This is a genomic window from Carbonicoccus niuqiaonis, from assembly GCF_050157065.1.
Classification (GTDB): Bacteria; Actinomycetota; Actinomycetes; order Propionibacteriales; family Propionibacteriaceae; genus Avipropionibacterium.
The window spans coordinates 3,017,634-3,042,725 of the sequence record NZ_CP189573.1 but is presented as its reverse complement, the minus strand read 5'-3'; the positions used below and the strand labels follow the sequence as shown (position 1 = coordinate 3,042,725).

General features: G+C 68.7%; 23 protein-coding genes, 2 tRNA genes and 1 pseudogene. 14 read left to right on the top strand and 12 right to left on the bottom strand.

Annotation, left to right across the window (positions count from 1 at the left end; translation table 11 throughout):
• The first annotated feature begins 80 nt into the window (after positions 1–80).
• From rph to ACQBAU_RS13905, 6 genes are all read left to right on the top strand, one after another.
• Positions 81–839 carry a ribonuclease PH gene (gene rph / locus ACQBAU_RS13930; protein ID WP_434548447.1) on the top strand — a complete coding sequence of 253 codons (759 nt, stop codon included), beginning with the start codon at positions 81–83 and terminating at the stop codon, positions 837–839.
• A gap of 68 nt (positions 840–907) precedes the next feature.
• Positions 908–1,474, top strand: a complete 567-nt coding sequence (locus tag ACQBAU_RS13925; RefSeq protein WP_465259512.1) for a non-canonical purine NTP pyrophosphatase — start codon at positions 908–910, stop codon at positions 1,472–1,474.
• Positions 1,471–2,265: a thymidylate synthase gene (locus tag ACQBAU_RS13920; protein ID WP_434548449.1), complete on the top strand. Its 795-nt coding sequence runs from the start codon at positions 1,471–1,473 to the stop codon at positions 2,263–2,265. The genes ACQBAU_RS13925 and ACQBAU_RS13920 overlap by 4 nt, the downstream gene beginning before the upstream one ends.
• A 36-nt stretch (positions 2,266–2,301) precedes the next feature.
• Positions 2,302–2,847 (top strand): dihydrofolate reductase, encoded by a 546-nt coding sequence (locus ACQBAU_RS13915; RefSeq protein WP_465259371.1) that lies wholly within the window; start codon positions 2,302–2,304, stop codon positions 2,845–2,847.
• Between the two features lie 13 nt (positions 2,848–2,860).
• Complete coding sequence (locus tag ACQBAU_RS13910) at positions 2,861–4,534, top strand: dihydroxyacetone kinase family protein (protein WP_434548451.1); 1,674 nt, start codon at positions 2,861–2,863, stop codon at positions 4,532–4,534.
• 13 nt (positions 4,535–4,547) lie between these two features.
• Positions 4,548–4,629: transfer RNA gene (locus tag ACQBAU_RS13905), tRNA-Leu, on the top strand.
• A 57-nt stretch (positions 4,630–4,686) separates the two neighbouring features.
• Here ACQBAU_RS13905 and ACQBAU_RS13900 read toward each other — a convergent pair.
• Entirely contained in the window at positions 4,687–5,169 is a 483-nt protein-coding gene (locus ACQBAU_RS13900) for a peroxiredoxin (protein ID WP_434548452.1), read from the bottom strand.
• Positions 5,170–5,296: 127 nt separating this feature from the next.
• On the opposite strand from ACQBAU_RS13900, the gene ACQBAU_RS13895 reads away from it, so the two are divergent.
• The 7 genes and pseudogenes from ACQBAU_RS13895 (at position 5,297) to ACQBAU_RS13865 (ending at position 11,962) form a co-directional block, all read left to right on the top strand.
• Positions 5,297–5,611: a DUF3618 domain-containing protein gene (locus ACQBAU_RS13895; RefSeq protein ID WP_434548453.1), complete on the top strand. Its 315-nt coding sequence runs from the start codon at positions 5,297–5,299 to the stop codon at positions 5,609–5,611.
• A gap of 26 nt (positions 5,612–5,637) precedes the next feature.
• Positions 5,638–5,934 carry a GroES family chaperonin gene (locus tag ACQBAU_RS13890; RefSeq protein ID WP_434548484.1) on the top strand — a complete coding sequence of 99 codons (297 nt, stop codon included), beginning with the start codon at positions 5,638–5,640 and terminating at the stop codon, positions 5,932–5,934.
• Positions 5,935–6,147: 213 nt separating this feature from the next.
• The gene (locus tag ACQBAU_RS13885) at positions 6,148–7,479 is read left to right on the top strand and encodes an ABC transporter substrate-binding protein (RefSeq protein ID WP_434548454.1); all 1,332 of its coding nucleotides are present in this window, start codon (positions 6,148–6,150) and stop codon (positions 7,477–7,479) included.
• Between the two features lie 158 nt (positions 7,480–7,637).
• On the top strand, positions 7,638–8,666 hold the full coding sequence (locus ACQBAU_RS13880; protein WP_465255955.1) for a carbohydrate ABC transporter permease: 1,029 nt from the start codon (positions 7,638–7,640) through the stop codon (positions 8,664–8,666).
• Between the two features lie 59 nt (positions 8,667–8,725).
• Positions 8,726–9,601, top strand: a complete 876-nt coding sequence (locus tag ACQBAU_RS13875) for a carbohydrate ABC transporter permease (RefSeq protein WP_465256135.1) — start codon at positions 8,726–8,728, stop codon at positions 9,599–9,601.
• Between the two features lie 479 nt (positions 9,602–10,080).
• Positions 10,081–11,405 (top strand): annotated as a pseudogene (locus tag ACQBAU_RS13870) (ISL3 family transposase).
• Positions 11,402–11,962: an alpha/beta fold hydrolase gene (locus ACQBAU_RS13865; protein WP_465256915.1), complete on the top strand. Its 561-nt coding sequence runs from the start codon at positions 11,402–11,404 to the stop codon at positions 11,960–11,962. Before ACQBAU_RS13870 ends, ACQBAU_RS13865 begins: the two are co-directional and overlap by 4 nt.
• Before the next feature lie 26 nt (positions 11,963–11,988).
• On the opposite strand, the gene ACQBAU_RS13860 is transcribed toward ACQBAU_RS13865, so the two are convergent.
• The 6 genes from ACQBAU_RS13860 to ACQBAU_RS13835 form a co-directional block, all read right to left on the bottom strand.
• Positions 11,989–12,297 carry a hypothetical protein gene (locus ACQBAU_RS13860; RefSeq protein ID WP_465256916.1) on the bottom strand — a complete coding sequence of 103 codons (309 nt, stop codon included), beginning with the start codon at positions 12,295–12,297 and terminating at the stop codon, positions 11,989–11,991.
• Positions 12,281–13,078, bottom strand: a complete 798-nt coding sequence (locus tag ACQBAU_RS13855) for a slipin family protein (protein ID WP_465256917.1) — start codon at positions 13,076–13,078, stop codon at positions 12,281–12,283. The genes ACQBAU_RS13860 and ACQBAU_RS13855 overlap by 17 nt, the downstream gene beginning before the upstream one ends.
• The gene (locus tag ACQBAU_RS13850; RefSeq protein WP_465256918.1) at positions 13,078–13,728 is read right to left on the bottom strand and encodes a hypothetical protein; all 651 of its coding nucleotides are present in this window, start codon (positions 13,726–13,728) and stop codon (positions 13,078–13,080) included. The genes ACQBAU_RS13855 and ACQBAU_RS13850 overlap by 1 nt, the downstream gene beginning before the upstream one ends.
• Before the next feature lie 2 nt (positions 13,729–13,730).
• Positions 13,731–16,079 carry a nitric-oxide reductase large subunit gene (locus tag ACQBAU_RS13845; protein WP_465256919.1) on the bottom strand — a complete coding sequence of 783 codons (2,349 nt, stop codon included), beginning with the start codon at positions 16,077–16,079 and terminating at the stop codon, positions 13,731–13,733.
• 100 nt (positions 16,080–16,179) lie between these two features.
• Complete coding sequence (locus tag ACQBAU_RS13840) at positions 16,180–16,818, bottom strand: helix-turn-helix transcriptional regulator (RefSeq protein ID WP_465256920.1); 639 nt, start codon at positions 16,816–16,818, stop codon at positions 16,180–16,182.
• 51 nt (positions 16,819–16,869) lie between these two features.
• On the bottom strand, positions 16,870–18,384 hold the full coding sequence (locus ACQBAU_RS13835; protein WP_465256921.1) for an HNH endonuclease signature motif containing protein: 1,515 nt from the start codon (positions 18,382–18,384) through the stop codon (positions 16,870–16,872).
• Positions 18,385–18,531: 147 nt separating this feature from the next.
• Here ACQBAU_RS13835 and ACQBAU_RS13830 point away from each other — a divergent pair, with 147 nt between their 5' ends.
• A complete protein-coding gene (locus ACQBAU_RS13830; RefSeq protein ID WP_465256922.1) occupies positions 18,532–19,866 on the top strand; it encodes an ISL3 family transposase in 1,335 nt (444 codons plus the stop codon).
• A gap of 148 nt (positions 19,867–20,014) precedes the next feature.
• Here the strand turns inward: ACQBAU_RS13830 and ACQBAU_RS13825 are convergent.
• From ACQBAU_RS13825 to ACQBAU_RS13805, 5 genes are all read right to left on the bottom strand, one after another.
• Positions 20,015–20,086: transfer RNA gene (locus ACQBAU_RS13825), tRNA-Lys, on the bottom strand.
• Between the two features lie 101 nt (positions 20,087–20,187).
• Entirely contained in the window at positions 20,188–21,801 is a 1,614-nt protein-coding gene (locus ACQBAU_RS13820) for an arylsulfatase (protein ID WP_434548457.1), read from the bottom strand.
• A 52-nt stretch (positions 21,802–21,853) separates the two neighbouring features.
• A complete protein-coding gene (locus ACQBAU_RS13815; protein ID WP_434548458.1) occupies positions 21,854–22,570 on the bottom strand; it encodes a type 1 glutamine amidotransferase in 717 nt (238 codons plus the stop codon).
• Positions 22,570–23,736 (bottom strand): MurT ligase domain-containing protein, encoded by a 1,167-nt coding sequence (locus ACQBAU_RS13810; protein ID WP_465256961.1) that lies wholly within the window; start codon positions 23,734–23,736, stop codon positions 22,570–22,572. The genes ACQBAU_RS13815 and ACQBAU_RS13810 overlap by 1 nt, the downstream gene beginning before the upstream one ends.
• A gap of 134 nt (positions 23,737–23,870) precedes the next feature.
• Positions 23,871–24,731, bottom strand: coding sequence for a superinfection immunity protein (locus ACQBAU_RS13805; RefSeq protein ID WP_465256923.1), 861 nt, complete (start codon positions 24,729–24,731; stop codon positions 23,871–23,873).
• Between the last annotated feature and the right edge of the window lie 361 nt (positions 24,732–25,092).

The window sequence follows — 25,092 nt, the reverse complement described above, 5'->3', positions numbered from 1 at the left end:
GGCATCGCGATCACCGGGCACCGCGATCACCACCCACCACGATGGTGGTCCGGCACGGGCGGACGGATAGGGTTCGGAGCATGACTCCGAGCCCCGAGCAGACCGCCGTACGCCCCGATGGTTCCCGGATCGACGGCCGCGCCGACGACCAACTGCGAGACGTACGGTTCACCCGCAACTGGCTGGACCACGCCGAGGGTTCGGTGCTCGTCGAGTTCGGGCGGACCCGGGTGTTGGTCGCGGCCAGTGTCAGCGAGGGCGTCCCGCGGTGGCGCAAGGGTTCGGGCCTGGGGTGGGTGACCGCCGAGTACGCGATGTTGCCGCGGGCGACCCACACCCGGTCGGACCGCGAGTCGATCAAGGGCCGGGTCGGCGGCCGGACCCACGAGATCTCCCGGCTGATCGGTCGCAGCCTGCGCGCCGTGATCGACTACACCGCGCTCGGCGAGAACACGATCCAGCTCGACTGCGACGTGCTGCAGGCCGACGGTGGTACCCGGACCGCGGCGATCACCGGCGCGTACGTGGCGTTGCACGACGCGGTGGAGCACCTGCGGGGCAAGAACGCGTTGGCGGGCGAGCCGTTGACCGGGTCGGTGGCGGCGGTGTCGGTCGGCGTCGTCGCGGGTCGGCCGATGCTCGACCTCGCCTACGAGGAGGACTCGGCGGCCGGCTCCGACGTGAACGTGGTCTGCGCCGGTGACGGCACCTTCGTCGAGGTGCAGGGGACGGCCGAGGGGGCCCGGTTCGACCGCGCCACCCTGGACGGGCTGCTCGACCTGGGCGCGGCCGGTTGCGCCCGGTTGACCGAGCTCCAGCAGGCGGCGATCGGGGCGTGACCGCGGAGCAGCCGACGGTGGTGCTGGCCACCCACAACGCCAAGAAGTTGATCGAGCTGCGGCGCGTGATGGCCGCCGCCGCCCCCGGTGTGAGGGTGCTCGGGCTGGCCGACGTCGCCCACTACCCCGAGCCGGCGGAGACCGAGTCGACGTTCGCCGGCAACGCGATCCTCAAGGCGACCGCCTGTACGGCCGCGACCGGGCTGCCGGCCCTGGCCGACGACTCCGGCATCGAGGTCGACGTGCTGAACCGGATGCCCGGTGTCCGCTCGGCCCGGTGGGCCGGTCCCGAGGGCGACGATGCCGCCAACAACGCCCTGCTGCTGCGGCAGCTCGCCGACGTCCCCGACGAGCGGCGGACCGCCAGGTTCCGGTGTGCGATGGCCTTCGTCCGGCCGGGGGCCGAGCCGGTTGTGCGCGAGGGGACCATGGAGGGGGCGGTGGTGACCGAGCCCGCCGGCCGTGGCGGTTTCGGGTACGACCCGCTGTTCCGGCCCGCCGGCGAGACCGTCACCACGGCCGAGCTGTCCCCGGAACGCAAGGACCAGATGTCCCATCGTGGCAAGGCGGTTCGTGAGATCGTACCGGTGGTGGTCGAGGCCATGACGGGTGAGCATTCGGAGGGACAGGCATGAGGATCTATCTGGATCTGCTGCAACGCATCCTCGACGAGGGCGTCGACCGCGGGGACCGTACGGGCACCGGCACCCGCAGCGTCTTCGGACACCAGATGCGGTTCGACCTGCGGGAGGGTTTCCCGTTGGTCACCACCAAGCGGATCCACGTGAAGTCGGTCGTCGGGGAACTGTTGTGGTTCCTCCGCGGTGACACCGACGTGTCCTGGCTGCACGAGAACGGCATCACGATCTGGGACGAGTGGGCCGACGAGCGGGGCGGGCTCGGGCCGGTGTACGGCTACCAGTGGCGGTCCTGGCCGGCTCCCGACGGCCGCCACATCGACCAGATCGCCGCGGTGATCGACTCGATCAGGCACAACCCGGATTCGCGCCGCCATCTGGTCAGCGCCTGGAACGTGGCACAACTGGACGACATGGCGTTGCCGCCGTGCCACACCTTCTTCCAGTTCTACGTGGCCGAGGGGCGGTTGTCGTGCCAGCTGTACCAACGGTCGGCCGACGTCTTCCTCGGGGTGCCGTTCAACATCGCCTCGTACGCCCTGCTGACCCACATGGTCGCCCAGGTGTGTGACCTGCAGGTGGGCGACTTCGTCCACACTCTCGGCGACGCCCACCTCTACCTCAACCACCTGGAGCAGGCCGAGCGGCAGCTGAAGCGCGACCCGCTGCCGTTGTCGAGGTTGCACCTCAACCCGGCGATCACCGACATCGACGGCTTCGGGCTGGCGGACATCGAGGTGCTGGACTACCAGCACCACAAGGGAATCAAGGCCCCGATCGCGGTCTGACCGGCCCACCGTCAGCCAGAGTTGATCATGGAAGAGTTGTCGTTCACGCCCATCGGCCCCGGTGAGGTCGTCGCGATCGCGGCCGTGCTGACCGACGGGGTGATCGGCGCCGACGGGGACCAACCGTGGTCGGACCCGGCCGACTTCGCCCGGTTCAAGCAGCTGACCCGCGGTCACGTGATGATCATGGGGCGGCGGACCTACGACGCGATCGGGCGGGCACTGCCGGGACGGCACACGATCGTGCTCACCCGCGACAGCGGCTGGCGCGCCCATGGCAAGGGGGCGGAGGCCGTACGGGTGGTTGACGGCCTCGACGCCGCGCTGGCCCTCGCCGCGACCACGTGGCCCGAGTCAGGGATCGGGATCCTCGGCGGCGGCGAGGTCTACCGCCTGGCGATGCCGGTGACCACCCGACTCGAGATCACCGAGGTGCCGCTGCGGCTGCCCGGCGACGTGACCTTCCCCGAGATCGACCCCCAGCAGTGGCGTGAGGTCGACCGACGTCCGTCCGACGGCTTCAGCTGGGTCACCTACCGGCGGGTCGCCGTCGATGGGCCAGACTGGCCCGCAACCACGTAGCCGGGAGGTCCAGATGTCAGGTCGCCATTTCGTCGCCGACAATGCCGAGGCCATCGCGCGCGGTGTCGCCGGATTCTGTGCCGTCCATGCCGATCTGGTGACCCTGCACGCCGAGCCGCGCTACGTCGCCCGGGCGACTCCGGCCACCGAGAAGGTCGGGCTGGTGTCGGGTGGCGGATCGGGCCACGAGCCGCTGCACGCCGGGTTCGTCGGCGAGGGGATGTTGGACGTCGCCGTCCCCGGTGAGGTGTTCGCCAGCCCGAGCGCCCGGCAGGTACGGGCCGCCACCGAGGCCGCCGACAACGGCCTCGGGGTGCTGCACATCGTGAAGAACTACACCGGCGACGTGATCAACTTCCGACTGGCCGCCGAGGCGTGCCGGGTGGCCGGGATCGACGTCGCGACGGTGGTCGTCGACGACGACGTCCCCGGGGCGGAGCGGGGCAGCACCCCGGGCCGGCGGGGCACCGTCGCCACCGTGGTCGTGGAGAAGGTCTGTGGTGCCGCCGCGGAGGGCGGCATGTTGCTCGACGACCTGCAGGCGTTGGGCCGTCGGGTGGTCGACGCCAGTCGCAGTGTCGGGGTCGCGATCGCCGCGGGCACCTCGTACGGCACGGGCGAATCGGCCTTCGACCTGGCCGACGACGAGATCGAGTTCGGGGTCGGCATCCACGGCGAGCGGGGCACCGACCGGGTCGCCGACGAGGGCCTGCCGGCGTTGGTACGGCGTTGCCTCGACACGATCGCCGACGACCGCGGAGGGCTGTCCGGTCGGCAGCTGTTGATCATCAACGGGCTCGGCTCCACCACACCGCTGGAGTTGTACGCGGCGTACGCCGAGGCCGCGTCGCAGCTGGCCGACCGTGGGGTGGACGTCGTCCGTGCCGTGGTCGACGACCTGGTCACCTCGCTCGACATGCGTGGGCTGTCGATCACCCTGGTCGCGATGGACGACGAACTGCTGCGCTGGTGGGACGAGCCGGCCCGGACGCCGGCCTGGCGGACCACGCCGACAGCGCCCCTACCGGCGCCACGGTCGGGGGCCACGGAGGTCGCCACGGGGGAGCGTCGCTCCGATGACCCTGCCGTCGACGACCGGGTGTCGACCTGGGCGGATCGGGTGGTGGCCGTGATCGATGCCGAGCACGCGGCCCTGGGTGACCTTGACCGGCGGGTCGGCGACGGTGACTTCGGGGACAACCTGGCCACGGCGGCCCGGCACTACGCCGCGGACCGGGCGGGCGGCAACCGGCTGCTGGCGCTGGCCGACGCGTTCTCCGCCATCGGTGGCAGCAGCGGCCCGTTGCTGGCGGTCTGGTTCTCCGCGATCGCGGCCAACCTGTCGGGCACGGTGGACGGGGCGGCCATCGCCGACGGGTTGATGGACGGGGCCACCGCCGTCCGGGAGCTCGGTGGCGCCGTGCCGGGTGACCGGACCATGGTCGATGCGATGGCGCCGGCAGCCGTGGCCGCGGCTGATCATCGGGACGGCTCCGAGGCGGCGGTGTGGGCTGCCGCCGCACACGCTGCCAGTGGAGCCGCGGACGGCACGTCGGACCTGGTCGCCCGCAAGGGCCGGTCGTCGTACCTGGGGGAGTCCGTACGGGGCGCCGCCGACCCGGGCGCGATCGCGGTGGCGCTGTTCCTCGAGGCGGCACGGGACGTGTTCTCCGACCACACCCCGTAGAGTTGTCCCGCTCGCCGAAGTGGTGGAACTGGTAGACACGCAGGATTTAGGTTCCTGTGCCTTCGGGTGTGCGGGTTCGAGTCCCGCCTTCGGCACCGAGCCCACTGATCCGGGAGGTCAGGATGGTCCGGGTGCTCCGAGAAGTCATGCGGTCAGTCGAGGCCGAGCTGGCGGCGCAGCCGCTCGACGTGCCCCTTCGCCCTCACGTTGTACTGCGCCCCGGCGATGGTCCCCTTGCCGGCCTCGTCGACGTCGATCACGAAGGTCGACCGGATGACGCCCTCGATCAGCTTGCCGTACAACATCTTCTCGCCGAACGCACCGTAGGCCGTCAGCGCCACACGCTCGGGATCGGACAACAGCGGGAAGGCGATCTGCTCCTTGTCGCGGAAGGCGGCCAGCTTCTCCGGCGAGTCGGGCGAGATGCCGAGCACCGCGAGCCCCGCCTCGGAGAACGCCGACAACGACGCGGTGAAGTCGATCGCCTGGGTGGTGCAGCCCGGGGTCATGGCGGCGGGGTAGAAGTACACGATCACCCGCTTCCCGGCGTGGTCGGCCAGGCTGGTGTCGTCGCCCCGGTCGTCGGAGAGGGTGAAGTCGGGCGCGGTGTCGCCGACCTTCAGTCGCGTACTCATGGCGCGCAGCATAGCGACCCGCGGCTGCCCGGGGCGGAGCCGGGCGCCCGGATTGGATACGCTCGTTGATCGTCGGGACGACCATCGTCCGATCGGGCCGCCGGCCCGCACCGCACCGGGAGGTTCCGTGGCAGACGAGCAGAAGAAGCCCGCGCGTACAGCAGCTGAGATCCAGAGCGATCTCGCCGCAGCGCGCAGCCGACTCGCCGCAGACGTGGCCGGGCTGATCGACGAAGTGCACCCCAACCGCATCAAGGAGCGGCAGATCGAGGGTGTGAAGAAGCTGGCCGCGGCCGAGGTCGACAACGCCAAGGCGCAGTTCGTCGACGCCGAAGGGCGACCCCGGATCGGGCGCATCATCGCCATCGCCGGTGCCGCCGTCGGCGCCGTGGCGTTCATCCTGGTGCTCCGCGCACTCGGGAACCGCGGTGGCGCGGCGTGAGTGATCCGGAACACCTGCCCATCCGGATGCTGCACGACCGGGTCCTGGTCGACCTGGAGACCGACCCCGGGGAGCGGCGCAGCGGTGGCGGGATCCTGATCCCCGCGACCGTGCAGATGGGCCGCCGGCTGGCCTGGGCCAAGGTCGTGGCCGTCGGGGCGAACGTACGGACGGTGCACCTCGACGACCGAGTGCTGTTCGATCCGGACGACCGCGCCGAGGTCGAGGTCCGCAACCACGACTACATCCTGCTGCGGGAACGCGACATCCACGCCGTCGCGGCCGAGCGGCTTTCCGAGGGCCACACCGGCCTCTATCTCTGACCGACGTTCGCCGTCGAGCCTGTCGAGACGCCGGTCGAGCTGGCCCTCACGCCCGTCGATCTGTCGAGACGTCCTCGACACGCCCGGGGCGCGTTGACACTCGTACAGCGGAGTCCGGGTAACAATTTGCTGCGAACTGGACCCGCGAACCCGCGATGAGGGATAACGTCAAGTCATCGGTGGCAACCGATGAGACACAGTGAGGATCGACGAATGTTCTTGCGACGAAACTCGAAACTGGCCGGCGCACTGGTGACTGCCGTCGCCGCCCTGACGATGACTGCGTGCAGCGGAGGCACGGTTCCCGAAGGACCGCCCGGCCAGGAAGGCTCCGAGAGCGCGGAGGCCGTGAACTTCGACGAGCGCGGTCCGATCAGCTTCGTGACCGGCAAGGACACGTCGGGGAACCTGCAGAACGAGATCGACATGTGGAACTCCGAGCATCCCGGTGAGGAGGTCAAGCTGATCGAACTCTCCGACGAGGCCGACCAACAGCGCCAGTCGATGGTGCAGAACGCGCAGACCGGTGGCACCGAGTACACCGTGTTGAACGTGGACGTGGTGTGGACCGCGGAGTTCGCCGCGAACGGCTGGATCGTCGAGCTGCCGGCCGACAAGGTCGACACCAGCGCGATGTTGCCTGCGACGGTCGAGTCAGCCACCTACTTCGAGCGGTTGTACGCGATGCCGGTCACCTCCGACGGTGGGCTGCTCTACTACCGCACCGACTGGATGCAGACCGCCGGGATCGACGCCCCACCGAAGACCTTCGCCGAGGTCAAGGAGGCCTGCGCGACGATCAAGGAGAAGGTGCCCGAGGCCAAGGACGCCGACTGCTACGGCGGTCAGTTCAACAAGTACGAGGGCTTGACGGTCAACGTGTCCGAGTTCGTGAACTCGGCCGGCGGCACCTTCGTCACCGAGGACGGCACCCCCGCGGCCAACAGCCCCGAAGCGGTCAAGGGCCTCACCGCCATGAAGGAGCTGTTCGACGACGGCACCATCCCCAAGGCGGCGATGACCTGGACCGAGGAGGAGAGCCGGCAGGCCTTCCAGGACGGCAAGCTGATGTTCCTCCGCAACTGGCCGTACGTGTACGCACTGGCCGAGGCGAGTGATGGGTCGTCCAAGGTGAACGGCAAGTTCGGGGTCGCGACCCTGCCCGGTGTCGACGGTCCCGGCGTGTCGAGCCTGGGCGGTCACAACTACGCCATCAGCTCGTTCGCCAAGAACAAGGGCACCGCACTGGAGTTCATGACGTGGATGGCCTCGGAGGAGCGGATGATCGAACGCACCAAGGCCACCTCGAATGCGCCGACCCGGGAATCCCTGTACACCAACGCGGAACTGACCAAGGAGTACCCGTACCTGCCGGTGCTGCTGGAGTCGATCCAAGGGGCACAGCCCCGACCGAAGGCGGTTCAGTACGGTGACGTGACGCTGGCCATCCAGGACGCCACGTACACCACCTTGCAGGGTACGCAGGAGCCGCAGGCGGCCTTCGACGGCCTGCAGGCCAAGCTGGAGGAACTGCTCAAGAAGTGATCGGACGGCCCGTCAGCCCGGACGGGGCTGACGGGCACCGGTCGGTGTGACCCGGTGGGCGCCGTGCCCCCGAGGTTCGGTTCACGAGGAGGTGGCCGGTGTCGACAACCCGTGCTGAGGCCGAGACGAAACCAACGAGGTCGACGAAGCCCACGAAGGTGAAGAAGAACCTGCTCAGCGACGGGCAGGGCCGACTGGCGGCAGCGCTGTTGTCGCCGGCGATGGCGGTGATCCTTGTCGTGGTGGGGATCCCCATCCTGCTGTCGCTGCGCGAGGCCTTCTTCAGGATCGAGCGCATCCAGAACCCGCAGACCGGGCGACTGCAGTCCTACGAGTACTTCGCGGGGCTGGACAACTTCACCCGCATCCTCACCCGACCAGACCTCGTCCAGGCCAACTACGGGCAGATGGACCGGTTCTGGAACGCCTTCCTCAACACCTCCTTCTTCACCCTCGTGTGCGTGTTGCTGGAGACGGTGATCGGGGTCGCGATGGCGGTGACGATGGCCCGAGCCTTCCGGGGGCGTGGGCTCGTCCGCGCCGGGATCCTTGTCCCGTGGGCGATCCCGACAATCGTGTCGGCGTTGATGTGGAAGTTGATCTTCGATGAGGCCGGCATCATGAACCAGGTGATCGGGCAGCACGTGCTGTGGCTGGCGGACGGGCCGCAGTCGTTCTGGGCGGTCGTGATCGCCGACGTGTGGAAGACCGCGCCATTCATCGGCCTGCTCACCCTGGCGGGATTGCAGACGATCCCCGCCGAGGTGTACGAAGCGGCGAAGGTGGACGGCGCAACGGCCTGGCAGTCGTTCGTACGGATCACGTTGCCGATGGTGCAACCGACGCTGGTGGTGGCCGTGCTGTTCCGCGCCCTCGACACGCTGCGGATGTTCGACCTGCCGGTCGGCCTGATCGGCATGGGCAAGTACTCGGTCGAGACACTGTCGATGTTCTCCTACCTCGAGGCCGACCAGAGTCGGTACGGGCCGGCTGCGGCCTACTCGATCCTGCTGTTCCTCTACATCGTGCTGGTCGCCTTCCTGTTCGTCCGGTTCCTCGGCGCCGACGTGATCGGTGACGACGAGGTCCGAGCCATCCGGGCCCAACGCAAGCGGGAACGGGCCCGGCGCAAGGCGACCAAGGCAGGTCCCGTACGGACCTCGGTGACCTCGGGAGACATGCCATGAGCGACGCAACCCACGAGGGTGATCAGCCCGTCGAGCAGGAGCGGACCACGGCCGAGGAGATGGCCCAGCTGAGCAAGCGGCGTCGGTCGCCCAAGGACTGGGCCATCCTGATCGCCGGCATCCTGGGCATGGCGGTGATCGTGATCTACTGCATCCTGCCGTTCTACTGGATGGTCGTGTCGTCGCTGCGGCTGCCGAGCATGGGCCGCAGCACCGACCTAGTGCCGAACCCACCGTCGGTGGAGAACTACGTCGCGGTGTTCGCCGGCAACAACAACTTCACCCGGGCGCTGCTCAACTCGGTGATCGTCTCGGTCACCACGACCCTGTTGACGTTGATCTTCGGCATCATCGCCAGCTATGCCCTTGCCCGGTTGCGCTTCGCGTTCAAGGGCATCGTGCTGGCCATCGTGATCGCGACCTCGATGTTCCCCGGCATCACGCTGCTGATCCCGCTGTTGAAGATGTTCACCGGCCGCTACACATGGTTCCCGTTCAACTGGATGAACACCTACCAGGCGTTGGTCCTGCCGAGCCTGTCGTTCGCGTTGCCGCTGTGCATCTGGAACCTGACGGCCTTCTTCCGGCAGTTGCCGGTCGAGCTGGAGCAGGCCGCCATGGTGGACGGCTGCACGCCCGGCCAGGCGTTCCGCAAGATCATCCTGCCGCTGGCGGCGCCCGGCGTGTTCACCACGGCCATCATCACCTTCATCGCCGTGTGGAACGAGTACATGATCGCCTTGCGGTTCGGTCAGGACACCGACATGAACACCGCGACGGTGGCGATCTCGAAGTTCACCGGCATCTCCGGCTTCGACACCCCGTACGGCACGATCATGGCTGCCGGCGTGATCGTGACGGTGCCCTTGCTGGTCGGGGTGTTGGTGTTCCAGCGACGGATCGTGGCCGGACTCACCGCGGGAGGCGTCAAGTAGGGCAGGGATCCCTCGGGCCGCGGAGTAGTCGTGCCAGGGGCGGGAGCGCCGGCGAAGGCGCCGATTCTGTCGGTGGCAGACCTTAACTTCTTTCCACAGGGGTGACACGGAGTCCCCACTCGGGGAGGAAAACCCACCATGTCAGCAGCACAGCCGCCGCCCGGCCCGCAGCAGCAGTTCCCGTCCGGACCACCGGGGCCGGCCACGCCGCCGGCGCGTTCGTCGATCAAGCGCTTCGGCTGGTTGGCCCTCGTCATCGCTACTGGGCACGGCTCAAGAACGACTCTGGTGAGTTCGGGGCGATCATCGCCAACGACAACCTGGTTGCGGGTGCCAAGGGGTCGCTGACCATCGCCGCGACCGACAAGTGGCTCTTCCCAGATGAGGGTGTAGGTCGGTCTGGCGCGTCGGTCCGTGGATAGAGGTCGAGGTCTTCCGACGATGGAGGTTCCTACGCCGTCCATCCGAAAGACCTCGACGTGTCCGACGCTACCCCGCCGGCCGGCTTCGGCCGTCCTGACCTGACCACCTTCGCTCGACTCGATGGCCTCGGCCTGAGCGTGGTCGGGCAACGACTTGAACTGGATCGTGCTGTCCTCGCGTGCCGCGTGGTTGAGCCAGATCAATGGTGCCGACGCTGCGGCAGTGAAGGCGTTGCTCGTGACACCGTGATCCGGCGTCTGGCCCACGAGCCGCTGGGTTGGCGGCCGACCGTGCTGGAAGTCGCCGTACGTCGCTACCGCTGTGCCGGCTGTGGGCACGTGTGGCGCCAGGACACCAGTGCCGCGGCCGAACCACGCGCGAAGCTGTCGCGGGTCGGGCTGCGGTGGGCGCTGGAAGGGATCGTGGTCGCCCACCTCACCGTCGCCCGCGTCGCTGACGGGCTTGGGGTCGCGTGGGACACCGCGAACAACGCGGTTCTGGCCGAAGGCAAGCGGCTGCTGATCAACGACCCGACGCGGCTCGACGGTGTGAAGGTTATCGGTGTTGATGGCACGTGTGGCGCCACACCAAGCGTGGCGACAAGTACGTCACCGTGATCATCGACCTCACCCCGGTGCGTGACGGAACCGGCCCAGCCAAGCTTCTCGACATGGTCCAGGGCCGATCCAAGGCCGCGTTCAAGACCTGGCTCGCTGACCGGGACGACGCCTTCCGCAACGCGGTCGAGGTCGTCGCGATGGACGGGTTCACCGGCTTCAAGACCGCCGCCGCCGAAGAGGTCCCCGACGCGGTCGCGGTGATGGATCCCTTCCACGTCGCCCGGCTCGCTGGGGATGCGCTGGACCGATGCCGACGCCGGGTCCAGCTCGCGATCCATGGCCACCGTGGGTTCAAGAACGACCCGCTCTACAAGTCACGACGGACGCTGCACACCGGCGCGGACCTGCTCACCGACAAGCAGATCGACCGGCTGCGCGCACTCTTCGTCGATGACATGCACGTCGAGGTCGAGGCGACCTGGGGCATCTACCAGCGGATGATCACCGCCTACCGCCACGAACACCGACCTCGTGGTCGTGAGCTGATGGACAAGGTGATCACCGACCTCAGCGCCGGCGTCCCGAAGGTCCTCACCGAGCTCATCACTCTGGGACGGACGCTGAAGAAACGCGCGGCCGACGTGCTCGCCTACTTCGACCGCCCCGGCACGAGCAACGGGCCGACCGAGGCGCTCAACGGACGACTTGAGCACCTCCGCGGCAGCGCGCTCGGGTTCCGCAACCTCACCAACTACATAGCCAGGAGCCTGCTCGAGACCGGTGGGTTCAGACCCCAACTCCTACACCCTCGATTGGGATGAGCCTGATTCGTACCCGCAGTACCGATGGCCGGGCTCACGTCGTGGGGCTCTCCCTCGGTGGCCTGGTGGCGGTGCAACTGATCCACCGTCACCCCGACCTGGTTCGGACGTGCACCATCAGTGGTGCTGCGGCGACCGGGTACGCATGGTGGGAGCGGCTGGTCATCGGGGTCCAGGTGCCGCTGTGGCACCGCCACTGGTACTGGGCCGCGCAAGCTGCGGCTTTTCGGATCCCGGCGGACGCGCGGGACCTGTTCGCCGCCACTGCGGCCGCCGCCAGCCCCGAATCCAACCGCCGGATGTTCCGTGAGGTCATCGCCGGTGCCATGCCCGTCGGGGACTTCCGCTACACCGGGCCGCTCCTGGCTGTCGCTGCCCAACATGATGTCGCGTCGATCCACCGCGCGTTCGGTCCGCTGCGTGACCGGCTTCCGCAGTTGCTCACGTGGCAGGCCGCCGGTGTGCACCACCCGTGGAACGTCGAGGACCCGGAACTCTTCACCCGCATGGTCCGCACGCACGCCGAGACGGCCACGTGGCCCGATGCCCGGGCTTGACCGGACCAGCGCGGGTCGCGCACCGGTCAGTCCGGGTCGCTCTCGGATGTCGCCTGATCCTCGTGGCTGCGGCGGAGCAGGCGCCAACCGCCGCTGATCGCGACCGCGACGCCGAGCCCGCCGATGACGACGCCGACGAAGAGTCCCAGGTGGAGTGGGCTCATCATTTCGGCACCCGTGCCGGCGCCGAAGGTGGTGCCGACCAGGAAGCCGAACAAGGGGGCGAGGACGGCGACGCACAGCCCGAGGATGAGCGTCCACAGCCCTGGGGCCAGCGGCTCCAGCACGACGGGACGTCCCGGTGCGGGGAGGTCGGAATCATCGTGAGACGTCATGGTTCAGCCCTTTCGGTGAGATGCGGCCGTCGTCCATGGCGGTCAGGAACGGCTTGACGATGTCCATCGGCAGCGGAAAGACGACGGTCGAGTTCTGGTCGGCGCCGAGCTCCAACAACGTTTGCAGGTAGCGCAGTTGCAGGGATCCGGGGGCCTCGGCCAAGATCGCGGCCGCGTCTCGCAGCTCCTCGGCGGCCTGCAGCTCGCCGTGGGCACTGATCACCTTGGCCCGGCGCTCCCGCTCGGCCTCGGCCTCGCGCGCCATCGCGCGCTGCATCAGCTCCGGGATCTCCACGTCCTTGATCTCCACCACCTCGACCTCGACCCCCCACGGTTCGGTCTGTGCCGCGATCGAGGTCCGCAGGTCCTCGTTGAGGTCCGAGCGGTGGGCGAGCAGCGTGTCCAGGTCGGCCCGGCCGACGACGGACCGCAGCGTGGTCTGGGCGATCTGCGACGTGGCGACGGCGTGGTTCTCCACCGCCATCACCGATCGCTCGGGATCGACCACCTTGAACAGCACGACCGCGTTCACCCGGGCGGTGACGTTGTCGCGCGTGATCACCTCCTGCGGTGGGATGGTCAAGGTGATCACCCGCAGCTCCACGCGGACCAACGAGTCCAGCCCGGGCAGCAGCAGGACCGGCCCCGGCCCCAGCGGGCCACGGATCCGGCCGAGCCGGAACACGATCGCCCGCTCGTACTCACGGATGATGCGCAGCCCAGCGGCGAGCAACCCCGTGAGCGCCAGCACCGCGACGACGACGATGATCACGACCTGCATCACGACCTCCCGGGCCGGTCTCGGCGAGCGTCGGAGCGATACGTCGTCCGTCGTGCCCGGTGCGCCAGCGCCGCCTGCGTACGGGCGTCGTCATTGTCGTCCGCGGCGGCGAACAGCACCCCGTCGGGGTCCACCTGGCTACGGCGCAAGTGCGACCACAGGGGGAGCGAGGCGAGGATCACGAGCACGGCCGTGCCGACCAGGATCGCGACCTCCATCGTCGGCGGCCCACTGAGCGCGGCAGCAACCGGCCACACGATGGCCAGCACGGCAACGGTGCAGGCGATCCCACGATGGAACCGGGCCGACTCCGAGTTGGGCCACGGGTCGACCGGTCGTTGCACCTCGCGGCCACTGTCCGATGTCGTACAGGAGTCGCGGACGGGGCAGGCGTTGCACACCGACGGCTTGCCGCGGTAGCGCATCACCCGGTTGTCCGGATCGAACGACTGGGGCCACAGCCACTGGTCCTCGGGACACTGCCACGCGTCGTGGTCGGCGTGATAGACGAAGCCGCCACGCCGTTGCTGTTCGACGTTGCGGGCCGCACGCTTCGACATCGTGTCGATCCCGTACGCGACCATGATCAACACGACGGCGTAGCCGACGGCGAACCAGGTCTGGGGAGCGAACGATCCGAGCTGGTCCATGATCAACCCTGCTTCAGGCCGGTACGGTCGTGGCGGGCCTGCTCATGTTCCTCGACGAACAGTGTCTCGGGCTCCAGGGTGTGGGTGCTCGCCTTGATGCCGTGGCGAACCCCGAGCCAGGTGATCCACAGGAACGGCAGGATGCCGCCGACCAGGAAGACGACGTCGCCGGGCATCCGCAGCCACTCCAAGATCGCGTTGCCGGGTTGGGAGATGTAGCCCAGCGTGCGGGCCTCGTAGTAGCCGTCGTTCACCGAGTACCACAACTGCATCACGCCCAACGGCAGCAAGGTGGCGAACACCATCCACGCCAGGCCGATGTTGAGGCACCAGAACGACACCTTCGCCAGCCGGTCCGGCCATCGGGTCGCCGGGATGATGTAGCGCAGCGCGAACAGCGCCAGTCCCACCGCGAGCATCCCGTACACGCCCATCATGGCGCCGTGCGCGTGGTTGGCGGTCAGCGCCGTGCCGATCTGGTAGTACGAGATCACCGGCAAGTTGATCAAGAAACCGAACACGCCCGCCCCCACGAAGTTCCAGAAGCCCACGGCGACCAGGAACATCACGGCCCAACGATGGGGGAACGGAGCGCTGCTGCGCGACTCCTGCCGGGCGCCCAGTTGCAGGAACGTCCACGCTTCCACGGTGAGGAATGTCAGGGGGATCACTTCCAGGGCGGAGAAGAACGCGCCGAGCGCCATGTGCTCCACCGGGGTGCCGGAGAAGTAGAGGTGGTGCATCGTGCCGAGCACGCCGCCGGCGGAGTAGAGGATCACGTCGAGGAAGATGATCTGGATCGCGATCTGGCGTCGAACGACGCCCAACATCACGAAGATGTAGGCCACCATCACGGTGGTGAACAGTTCGAGGAAGTCCTCCACCCACAGGTGCACCACCCAGAACCGCCAGAACTCGGCCACGGTGATGTGGGTCTGGGTGCCGGCCAGCAGGCCGACGGCGTAGAAGCCGGGGATGGCCAGACCGGAGTAGAAGAACAGCCACGGCATGTTGAACTTGCTCTCGGTCTTCAACCGCGACCGGATGGCGCGGAACACGATGGCGATCCACAAGAACAGCCCGATCACCAGCAGGATCTGCCAGAACCGTGGCAGGTCGAGGTACTCCCACTGTTGGTCGAAGAAGATGGACCCCTTCGCCCATTCCGCGCCGAAGGTGCTGATCGCCGTGCCGGTGAGGGTGCCGGCGACGACCAGCGCGAGGGCGGCGAGCAGCCCGATCGCCAACCAGGACTGACGTTTCGGTTCTCGACCGGAGATGATCGGGGCCAAGAAGATGCCGGCGGCGAGGAACGAGGCCGCCGTCCACAACAACGACAGTTGGACGTGCCAGGTGCGGGCCAGGTTGAACGGCAGCAGTTGCGCCAGATCGAGCCCGAAGAAGCTGCTGAGGTCGGCGCGATAGTGCTCAATGGCCGCGCCCAGGGTGGCCTGCAACAAGAACATCAGGGCGACGACGAGGAAGAACCACGCGGTCACCTTCTGCGACGGGGTGATCTTGACCTGGCCCGGCTGCAGGAACTTCAGCGCCGGAGCCTCGGAACCGTGCCAACCGATCCGGCGGCTCCACCGTCCGTACAGGGCGAACAGGGCGCCGGTCCCGGCGAGCAGGGCGACCAGTGACATCCCCGACCAGACGAGGATGTCGGCGGTCGGGGTGTTGGCGACACGGCTCTCGGGTGGCCAGTTGTTGGTGTAGGAGTAGTCGTGCCCCGGCCGTTCGGCCGCCGCCGCCCACGCGGTCCATGCGAAGAAGGCGGTGAGGTCGTGGATCTCCTCGGGATCGGTGATCAGGTTGGGCAGCAGACCGTACTTCGTCGTCGGCTCACCGAAGATGGTGGCGTAGTGCTCCCGGAGGTGTTCGAAGGCGGCCGCCTGCTCGGGGGTGAGGGTCAAGATGCCGGACTGTTCGTCGTACCGGTTGGCTCGCATCATCTCGACCGTCGCCGCGGCGGGCTCGGTGACCCCACTGTCGCGAAGCTGCTCGGTGATGAAGTCGCTCGACAGCCGCAGGTACTCGGCGGTGTAGTCAGGGCCGAGGTAGCCGCCGTGGCCCATCACCGAGCCGTACTGCTGCAGACCCCGGCGCAGGAAGATCTGCTGCCCACTGGTGATGTCCTCGGCGGTGTAGATCACCTCATCGGACTCGGTGACCACCTGCTGCGGCTGCGGCATCGAGTCGGTGTAGGTGCGATAGGCGAGGATGCCCATCACCAAGAAGCCGAAGATCAAGACCAGGGCGACGCCTTGTACCCATCCCTTGGAGATGGTGATCTTGGTACGTCCGCCCGCGGCATCCTCGTCGATCGAAGGTTGGGCATCCTGCGACATCGTCGTTCCCCTGTCACTCAGCTACGCGGCTCGATCCGGGCGCTTGAGCGAAACGTAAGAGGCCTGAAATCAGGGACGGGAGCGGTTCGACCGGATCAATTCAGTCAGCGTCGGTGCCCCGCGTGTCGCGCAGTCGGACCAGACAGGTCCGGGGGGTGACGAATGGCTGCAACTCGTCGAGCTCCAGCGGTCCGGGGACTTGGGCCAGGATGTCTTGCAGCAGCCGGGCATGGACCGAGCAGGCAAGCTGCTGATCCTCGGCGACGATCCGATGGTACGGGCACGGCACCAAGGTGGCGGCCAGGTTCGCCTCGTCCACCACCGGGTCCAAGCCGGTGTCGTCGAGATGCTCATACACCATGTCCAGTTGCTGTACGGCTTCGGGACTCAGCTCACGCGCCCCGGTCGACGCGGTGCTGGTCGGGTAGAGCCGGCGCAGCAGGTCGCCGTTGCGGCGGGCCCGTTCGACGCGGTCGAGGGCGACCGCGTTGCGTTCGGGGTCGTCGACCGGATAGTAAACCTTCGGCGGCCGGCCACGAGCTCCCGTCGGCTTCGACGCCGACGCGACGAGGCCCTCCGCCACCAGCACCTTCAGGTGGTCCCACACCGTGTTGGTGTGCAGACCCGTCTGCGAAGCGAGCTGGCTCAGCGTGACTCCCGGGTGCTCCTGGACGGTGGCCAGCACGCGGACCCGGCTCGAGTCCGTGAGGCCGCGGTAGTCAGTGGTCCGGCGGGGCATCCCTCCATTGTGACGCACCGTCTGGAACGGTGCCCACGCGATCCAAGCCCGTCAGGCGGCCGCCCGGTGAGCAGTGAACAACACCTCGACGCAGTTGTGCAGGCTGAAGCCGGCGCCCCCACCGATGGGCATCGCTGGGGCGGCGTCACGGTGGCGTGGACCCGTGACGTGCTGGTAGCCCCGGTGCAGCTCACGTTCCCGGTCGGCGCGCTCTGCTTGACGGCGATCGTGGTCGGCGATCAGGGCGGTGCGTCCTTCTTCGGCCAGCCGTCGTGCCTCACCGGTGAGTGGGCGGTCGTCATGGTCGGACAGCCGGGGCAGGACGAGTCTGAGGTCGGCTCCGTGGACGGTGGGCAGGATGGTGCTGCCGTCCGGCCGGGCGAAACGCCAGCGGCTGGGGTTGTCCACCCCCGGCAGTGGCACCTGCCGAGGGGTGATCGTGACCCCGCCCTCGTGCACGGCGGTGTGGTGGTGCTGACACAGCAGGATGAGGTTGGCCAGATCGGTGGGCCCGCGGTCGAGCCAACTGATGATGTGGTGGATCTTCAGGTTGCGGGCACGCAGGCACCCCGGAAACTGGCAGGCGGTGTCGCGCACCATGAGGGCGCGACGCTGCGCCCGGGAGCCGAGCCGTCGGGTCCGGCCGAGGGCAAGGGGCTCGCCATCGAGGTCACGGATCAGACCGAGGACCAGAGCGTCGCACGTCAGCCGTCGGTCGGTGGCCGGTTCAAGATTGCCGTGGCCTTGGACCCGACAGGTGCGGGCGGCCAGCGGTTCGCTGGACGGAGGGTCAGTGGACGGAGGGTCGGTCGGAACCTCGCCCATGGTCGGAACCTCGCCCATGGTCGGAACCTCGTGCATCGGTGGCGTCACCGCTCCCGCGGGAGCGTCTCGCGCGTAGTCCTCGGTCGTCTCGCCCGCGACGAGCTGGCTGGCGTTGACGTCGATCACGACCATGGTGCGGTCCTCGCCGGAGTGCTGATCGGGTGAGCTGTTCAGGTAGTGGTTGGCGATCTCGACGAGCCCGTCGATGCGGGAGCGGCGTTGGCGGTCGGCGTGACTCTCCTGCGCATCGGCCGGTGGCACGATGTCGCCGTCAACCGGGTCGGCGACAGTGTGGGCCGCCGCGGCGGCCTCCAGGGCGGCGACGACGGCCGCACCCTGTTCGGGGGTGAGGACCGCAGTGATGGCGACGCAGCCGTCGTCCCTGTTGCGCCACGTCACCTTGGTCCGCGCCTCGCGTTCGACGTGAGTGCCCGGTTGCGCGCGGTAGGCGGCAACCGTCCGGTCTAGTTGGGATGCCGTGGCATGTCGTGCCAGCTCCAACAGTGTCGACTCGTCGTGGTCGTCGACCAACCGGGTGAGGCTGCGCACCTTGGAGTACGACAGCGTGCCGGCCTCGAACCCGGCGCGGGTCTGTGGCATCCGACGCAGCGCGCGGGCGATGCGCACGTGTTCTCGGGCGGTGCTCGGCGCCATCGAACACGCCCAGGAGAGCCAGTGGGCCACCGACGTGAGGTCGTGCCACCAGCGCACCGCTCCGGTGGCGTCGAACTCGCCGACCAACCGCAGTAGTGCAGCCTGGTAACGGGGCTCTTCCCAGATGAGGGTGTAGCGCGGCTGTGAGGTAGTCGGCCTGTGTCGGTCCCGGGGCGTGGGTCGGGGTCTCCCGAGGATGGAAGTTCTGACGCTGTCCATCCGGAAGACCCCGACGTGCCTGACGCTACCGCGCGGGCGGGCTTTGCCCGCCCTGACCTGACCGCCTTCTGCCGACTCGACGACCTCGGACTGGAGGTCACCGGCCAACGGCTCGACCCCGACCGCGCGGTGCTGACCTGCCGCGTCATCGAACCGGATCTGTGGTGTCGGCGCTGCGGTTGCGAGGGCATCCCGCGTGACTCGGTGCCCCGCGAGCTCGCGCACGAGCCCTTGGGCTGGCGACCCACGACCCTGATCGTGACGGTTGGGCGGCGCAAGTGCACTGGCTGCGGCTACGTCTGGCGCCAAGACACCAGCGCGGCGGCTGAGCCGCGGGCCAAGCTGACCCGGACCGCGATGCGGTGGGCGTTGGTCGGGATCGTGGTTCAGCACCTGACCGTTGCGCGGGTCGCCGAGGGACTCGGGGTCGCGTGGGACACCGCGAACAGCGCGGTCCTGGCCGAAGGCAAGCGGCTCCTGATCAACGATCCCGACCGGTTCGACGGCGTCGCCGTGATCGGGGTCGACGAGCACGTGTGGCGTCACACCCGCAAGGGCGACAAGTACGTCACCGTGATCATCGACCTCACCCCGGTCCGCGACGGCACCGGCCCCGCACGCCTGCTCGACATGGTCGAAGGACGCTCCAAGGCCGCGTTCAAGACCTGGCCCGCCGACCGGCCACAGGCATGGCGTGACGGTGTCGAGGTGGTCGCGATGGATGGGTTCACCGGCTTCAAGACCGCCGCAGTCGAAGAGCTGCCCGACGTCGTGACCGTGATGGATCCCTTCCACGTGGTCCGCCTCGCCGGCGAGGCCCTCGACGAGTGCCGGCGTCGGGTCCAGCTCGCGATCCACGGCCACCGCGGCAGGAAGGGCGACTCCCTCTATGCCGCGCGGAGGACGCTGTGCACTGGCGCGGACCTGCTCACCGACCGCCAGATCGATCGGCTCGCCGCGCTGTTCGACACCGCGATCCACGGCGACGCCCATGTCGAGGTCGAAGCGACCTGGGGCGTCTACCAGCGGATGATCGCCGCCTACCGCCACGAAGACCGCCGGCGTGGTCGCGAGCTGATGACCAAGCTGATTGCCGACACCAGCGCCGGCGTCCCGAAGGCGCTGATCGAGATCACCAAGCTCGGCCGCACCCTGAAGAAGCGTGCCGCCGACGTGCTGGCCTACTTCGACCGGCCCGGCACCTCCAACGGTCCGACCGAGGCCATCAACGGACGACTCGAACACCTGCGCGGCTCCGCGCTCGGGTTCCGCAACCTCACGAACTACATCGCCAGATCACTGCTGGAAACCGGAGGCTTCAGACCCCAACTACACCCTCGATTGGGATGAGCCCGACAAGTTCGTCGAGTTCAACGGAGGCTGCACCTGGGTCAAGGCCTGACCCGTGCGAGTGGCCGGTCCGGCAGTTCGGGGGGACGCCGGGGGCCACAACACCGAACAGCCCCGACCGGGACCGGTCGGGGCTGTTCCACAGCTGTACGCCACGAGGGACTCGAACCCCCAACCCGCTGATTAAGAGTCAGCTGCTCTACCATTGAGCTAGTGGCGCCTGCACGCCGGGACGTCTCTCACGTCCGGCACGACGGTTAACTTTACAGGCCGGACCGGTGGAACGGAAATCCGTTGGCCCTGCGGTTCGTTGCCGAGGCTTCACCGGTCCTGACGGCGTGGATTGGAGTCGAACGGGCCGACCGAGCTGGAGCCCCGCCCGGGTGACGAGGCGAGGACCAGCGCCCGGTCGATCACCCCGCAGCGGTCCGCCCATCGGTGCCAGGCCGCCGCCAGTTCCAGCACCAGCTCCGGGTTGTGGGCCGACAGGTTGTGCAGCTCGGTGCGATCGGCCGCCATGTCGAACAACTCCCAGCCCTGACCGTACTTGCGCACCAGCTTCCACCGGCCCCGCCGGATCGCCGCGTTCCCCTCGTGCTCGAAGTACAGGTCGCGATCGGCCACCGGCCGCCCCTGCCACCCGTCCCACATCGAGGTGCCCTCTGGGGCTGGTACGTCGTGGCCCTCGCGAGTGTCCGGGTAGGAGGCCCCGGTGATTTCCAGCACGGTTGCCATGATGTCGGGCAGTTGACCCGGGGTGTGGTCGATCCGCCCACCTGCCAGCCGCGCCGGCCAGTGCGCGATCAGCGGGGTGGCGATGCCGCCCTCGTGCACCCAGTGCTTGTACTCCCGGAACGGGGTGTTCGACACGTTTGCCCAAGCGACGCCGTACGAGGTGTAGGTGTCGTCTGCGCCCGGCACGATCTCGGGCACGTTGCCGCGCCGCACCGGGAGTCCAGCCGGGGTACGGCGGTCACGATCGAGCGGGCGGACCGGTGCTCGCGGGTCGAACTCCTCGGCGCAGCCGCCATTGTCGGACAGGAACACCAGCAAGGTGTTGTCGAGCCGGCCGGTGTCCCGCAACGCCTGCACGACCCTTCCCACGGCTGCGTCCATCAGGCTCACCTGGGCTGCATAGACCGCCATCCGGCGGGCCTGCCAATCCTGTTCGGCGGCGGCCTCCCATGCCGGGACGGCCGGGTCGCGGTCGCTGGTCTCCCAGTCCGGGGCGAGCAGTCCGAGCTCGATCTGCTTCGCGTGGCGCTGGCGGCGGAGGTCATCCCAGCCGACGTCGTACGTGGCGCGGTACGGCTCGACCGCCGCCTCCGGTGCGTGCAGCGGCCAGTGGGGTGCGGTGAAGGCGACGTAGCAGAACAACGGATCATCCGGCTGGGCGGCGTGGTGGTCGGTGACGAAGCCGGCCGCGCGCTCACCGATCTCAGTGGTCAGGTAGAAGTCGTCGGCGAACTCGGTGACCGGCTGACCCTCGTCGGAGATCGACTGCGGCTGGAAGTAGCTGGTCGCGCCCGCCAGCATCGCGTACGACCGGTCAAAACCGCGCTGGGTGGGCCAGGCGCCGTCGGGGGTCTGGATGCTGGGGGTCAGGTGCCACTTGCCGGAGTGGTACGTGCCGTAGCCGGAGTCGCGCAGCACCTCGGCCATCGTCACACAACGCTCGCTCAGCCGGCCCGGATAACCCAACGGCTCCTGCGGTTCGACCAGCACGCCGATCCCGGTCTGGTGCGGGTGCAGGCCGGTCAGCAGCGATGCCCGGGCCGGTGTGCAGCGTGCGGTGTTGTAGAACTGCGACATCCGGACGCCGCGCTCGGCCAGTGCGTCCAGGTGTGGTGTCGCGATCTCGCTGCCGTAGCAGCCCAGGTCGGAAAAGCCCATGTCGTCAACCAGGATCACGACGACGTCTGGTGTTGAGGTCATGCCTCACTCTTGCAGATCCGGCGCCCCGTCTTCGGGTGACCTTGCCGAGGACTCAGCGTCGGACGGCGGCGATCCGTTGCCGGCGGAGTTCGGTGATCTCGGGGGAGACCAGCGGTGCCAGCTCCTGCTCGAGCGCCAGTTCCAGCACGTGGTCGGCCAGGGCGGGGTTGCGGGCCAGGACGGGGCCGTGCGGGTAGGTGCCGATCACCTTGCCGTTCACCGCACCTTCGGTACCGTCACCGCAGTTGCCCACGCCGACCTCGACTCGGGCCAGCGGCTTGGCTGACGGTCCGAGCTGGGTGTGGCCGCCGTGGTTCTCGAAGCCGGTCAGGAGAGCGTCGTCGCCAGTACGGCCCTCCCATCGGGTGAGGATCTCGCCGACGGCGCGGTTGGCCCCTCGGGTGGTGCTCACGTCGAGCAGCCCCAGGCCCTCGACCACCTCGTCGTCGGCGCCGATGGTGAACCTGTTGCCCATGATCTGATAGCCCGCACAGACCGCGAACACCGCTGCTCCCCGGTCGACGGCACGGTGCAACCCGCCGTCGGCGACCAGGGTACGGACCGCGGTCACCTGGGCGCCGTCCTCGCCGCCGCCGAGCAGGTAGACCTGCGCGTCGTCGGGCAGTGGGTCACCGGGCTCGACGATGCTCAACCGGCACGGGATGTCGCGCCACTCCAGCCGGCGCCGCAGCACCATCGCATTGCCCTGGTCGCCGTAGATTCCCAACAGGGACTGGTAGACCAGCACGACGTGGACCGGTGCGCTCATCACAGGCCCCCCATCTTGCGGAGGCGTTGGAACGGTGTGTAGGTCGAGATCACGTCGACCGGCTCCGGATGCCCGGTGAGGGCCTCGGCCAGGCCGGGCACACAGCGATGCTCCACCCCGGCGTACAGCAGCCGGACCGCCAGGTCGTGCGCCCGGGGGCCGGTGGCGATCACCGTACGGCCCTGCAACTGCTCGTACTCGACGTCCCACAGCCACGACAGGTCGCGCCCGTCGGCGGCGGCCGCGTTGATCGCCAGCACCACCGTCGGGGTCTGGGCCAACGGCAACGACTCGGCCCAGCCGGCCGGGTTCTTCGCCAACAGCAGCCGTACGGTGCTCCCGGCGATGGTGGTGGTCGCGAACCGGCCCGCCGGAGAGGTCACCGTGCGCATCCCGGCGAGCGCGGTGGCGGTGTCGACCCCCATCGCGGTCGCCGCCGCCAGCGCACAGGCTGCGTTGCCGATGTTGAACCGACCCGGCACCTGGAGTTCTGCGGCGAGCTCGGTGCCGTCGGGAGCGATGATCAACTCACCGCGGACCTGCCAGTCACCGCTCGGCTGGGCGAGGTCGCAACCGGGGCACGACCAGTCGCCGCCCTCGCCGTCGGGACTGTCGTCCGGCTCGGTGCGGCGCAACATGGCCCCACACTCGGGACAGAGCACGGCGTCGGCCTGCCAGGTGGCCTCGGTGTCGACCCACACCACGCGACGTGCGCCGCGGCAGGCCCAGACGATCAACGGCTCGTCGGCATTCGCCACCACCAACGGCGCGTCGTCGCCAGCGGCAGCCAGAGCGTCCCGCCAGTCGCGGGCGAGCCGCTTGATCTCGTGGTTGCGGTCGAGCTGGTCGCGGCTGAAGTTCAACAGCACAAGGACTTCCGGGCGACCCAGCCGCACCAGATCAGGGACCACCCGCTCGTCGGTCTCCAAGATCGCCAACTCGGCACGCGGGGCCGCGCTGAGGGCGGAGGCGATGCCATAGTGCAGGTTGGCGCCGTCGGCGTTGGTCACCACGGCGTCGACACCGGCGCCACCGGGGCGCTCGGCCCACGCCCGAACCGCAGCGTTCAGGAAATGGGTTGTGGTCGTCTTGCCGTTCGTTCCCGACACCGACGCGATCCGGCGTCCCGCCAGCAGCTTCGCCAGCGCCTCCGGGTCGAGCCGCATCAACACCTGGCCTCGGATCGACGCTCCTGACCCGCGGCCGGCCATCCGAGACCCGAACGCCGCGAGGCGTCCGGCGGCAGTCGCCAGGCCCAGCCGCAGCCCGCGCCGGCGGCTGCCGGTCGCCGAGGACGGACTCATGCGTCGTCTGTCCTGCCGGGCCGCGTGCCGAGCTCGATCGTGGGCTCGTCGGTCATGCGTTCGTCGGTGGTGTCGCGTTCGTCGGTGCTGTTGCGTTCGTCGGTGCTGTTGCGTTCGTCGGTGCTGTCAGGCCGCGTGCCCGACCCGGCCGAACGGGGGGCCTGGAGGACCCCCTCGACGGTCGGGACCGGCCGTTCCGCCTCCGGGTAGGTCGAGAACGCGTCAGTCGAACTCATCCCGAACGCGTGCTGCCGGCCGAGGGCGTCGCCGTACGGGGTGGGTCGGGCCGGGAAGTCCTCGGGCAGGTCGAGGGCGGACCGGGGGCGCTCGGGGAGCGGATCCTCGTACGGCACGCCGTAGGCGCTGGGTTGCCCGTACGGGTCGGTCTGGCCGTACGAGGTGGAGGGGGCGTACGGGTTGTGCTGCCCCTGCGTCGCGCCGTACGGATTGCCCTGGGCCTGGGCGAACGGGGCCGGCGGCGGCCGGTAGGCGGGGAACTCCTCATCCGCTCCGGTCGTGATGGCCGGTGGGGTGCGCTGCTGGTACTGGCTCGACTGCTGGTACTGGGGGACCTGCGTGGCGTATCCCGGGATCACCGTCTGGTGCGGCGGTCGGACCGGATCGCTCAGGCAGGCCATCACGAGGGCGATGATCCAGCCGACACCGGTCCAGCCGAGGAACACGTTGATCAGCGCGATCGTGGTGGTGTTCTCCTTGTGCCGGGTGGCGGCGATCGCCCACGGGAGCAGACCGAACCCGGTGAGCACGGCGAGGATCCAGGCGATCGCGATGTGGGTGCCCGAGTTCTCGTGCGGGCGCGGCGGCATGCTCCCCTGCGGTTGCGGGTAGTAGCTCACCGATTCACCCCTGACCTGGACACACTCCGGACCGGGCCAGCCTACTACCTGGGCTCCGTCCCGATCGATCTTCAGCACATGGTTCAGGGGAGTCGGGGGAGCGGCCATCGACGGCCTTCGAGGGCCAACAAGCCTCGCGACACGACAAAACCCGGCCCCAGAGGGGCCGGGTGGTGTGACTCAAATCTAGCAGTCCGTCAGTGCTGACTCCCACTCTTGTGGCTTGATGATGCGCGGGCCGATGGTTGTCGGAAGCTGTATGAGCCAGCAGCTGGGCCCCACGTCGGAAACGTTCCTTGACCAGGACGAATGTGAAAGCAAACCGGCCCCAGCATCGAGATGCTGGGACCGGACCCTGGGG

What these genes read in the sequence shown, in the direction of transcription:
- ACQBAU_RS13920 (WP_434548449.1), top strand. Translation starts at nt 1,471, where the DNA reads ATGAGGATCTATCTGGATCTGCTGCAACGCATCCTCGACGAGGGCGTC.
- ACQBAU_RS13900 (WP_434548452.1), bottom strand. Translation starts at nt 5,169, where the DNA reads ATGAGTACGCGACTGAAGGTCGGCGACACCGCGCCCGACTTCACCCTC.
- ACQBAU_RS13850 (WP_465256918.1), bottom strand. Translation starts at nt 13,728, where the DNA reads ATGGACCAGCTCGGATCGTTCGCTCCCCAGACCTGGTTCGCCGTCGGC.
- ACQBAU_RS13925 (WP_465259512.1), top strand. Translation starts at nt 908, where the DNA reads ATGGCCGCCGCCGCCCCCGGTGTGAGGGTGCTCGGGCTGGCCGACGTC.
- rph (WP_434548447.1), top strand. Translation starts at nt 81, where the DNA reads ATGACTCCGAGCCCCGAGCAGACCGCCGTACGCCCCGATGGTTCCCGG.
- ACQBAU_RS13855 (WP_465256917.1), bottom strand. Translation starts at nt 13,078, where the DNA reads ATGCAGGTCGTGATCATCGTCGTCGTCGCGGTGCTGGCGCTCACGGGG.
- ACQBAU_RS13890 (WP_434548484.1), top strand. Translation starts at nt 5,638, where the DNA reads ATGCTGCACGACCGGGTCCTGGTCGACCTGGAGACCGACCCCGGGGAG.
- ACQBAU_RS13820 (WP_434548457.1), bottom strand. Translation starts at nt 21,801, where the DNA reads ATGACCTCAACACCAGACGTCGTCGTGATCCTGGTTGACGACATGGGC.
- ACQBAU_RS13815 (WP_434548458.1), bottom strand. Translation starts at nt 22,570, where the DNA reads ATGAGCGCACCGGTCCACGTCGTGCTGGTCTACCAGTCCCTGTTGGGA.
- ACQBAU_RS13845 (WP_465256919.1), bottom strand. Translation starts at nt 16,079, where the DNA reads ATGTCGCAGGATGCCCAACCTTCGATCGACGAGGATGCCGCGGGCGGA.
- ACQBAU_RS13875 (WP_465256135.1), top strand. Translation starts at nt 8,726, where the DNA reads ATGGCCCAGCTGAGCAAGCGGCGTCGGTCGCCCAAGGACTGGGCCATC.
- ACQBAU_RS13860 (WP_465256916.1), bottom strand. Translation starts at nt 12,297, where the DNA reads ATGACGTCTCACGATGATTCCGACCTCCCCGCACCGGGACGTCCCGTC.
- ACQBAU_RS13910 (WP_434548451.1), top strand. Translation starts at nt 2,861, where the DNA reads ATGTCAGGTCGCCATTTCGTCGCCGACAATGCCGAGGCCATCGCGCGC.
- ACQBAU_RS13865 (WP_465256915.1), top strand. Translation starts at nt 11,402, where the DNA reads ATGAGCCTGATTCGTACCCGCAGTACCGATGGCCGGGCTCACGTCGTG.
- ACQBAU_RS13810 (WP_465256961.1), bottom strand. Translation starts at nt 23,736, where the DNA reads ATGCGGCTCGACCCGGAGGCGCTGGCGAAGCTGCTGGCGGGACGCCGG.
- ACQBAU_RS13840 (WP_465256920.1), bottom strand. Translation starts at nt 16,818, where the DNA reads ATGCCCCGCCGGACCACTGACTACCGCGGCCTCACGGACTCGAGCCGG.
- ACQBAU_RS13885 (WP_434548454.1), top strand. Translation starts at nt 6,148, where the DNA reads ATGTTCTTGCGACGAAACTCGAAACTGGCCGGCGCACTGGTGACTGCC.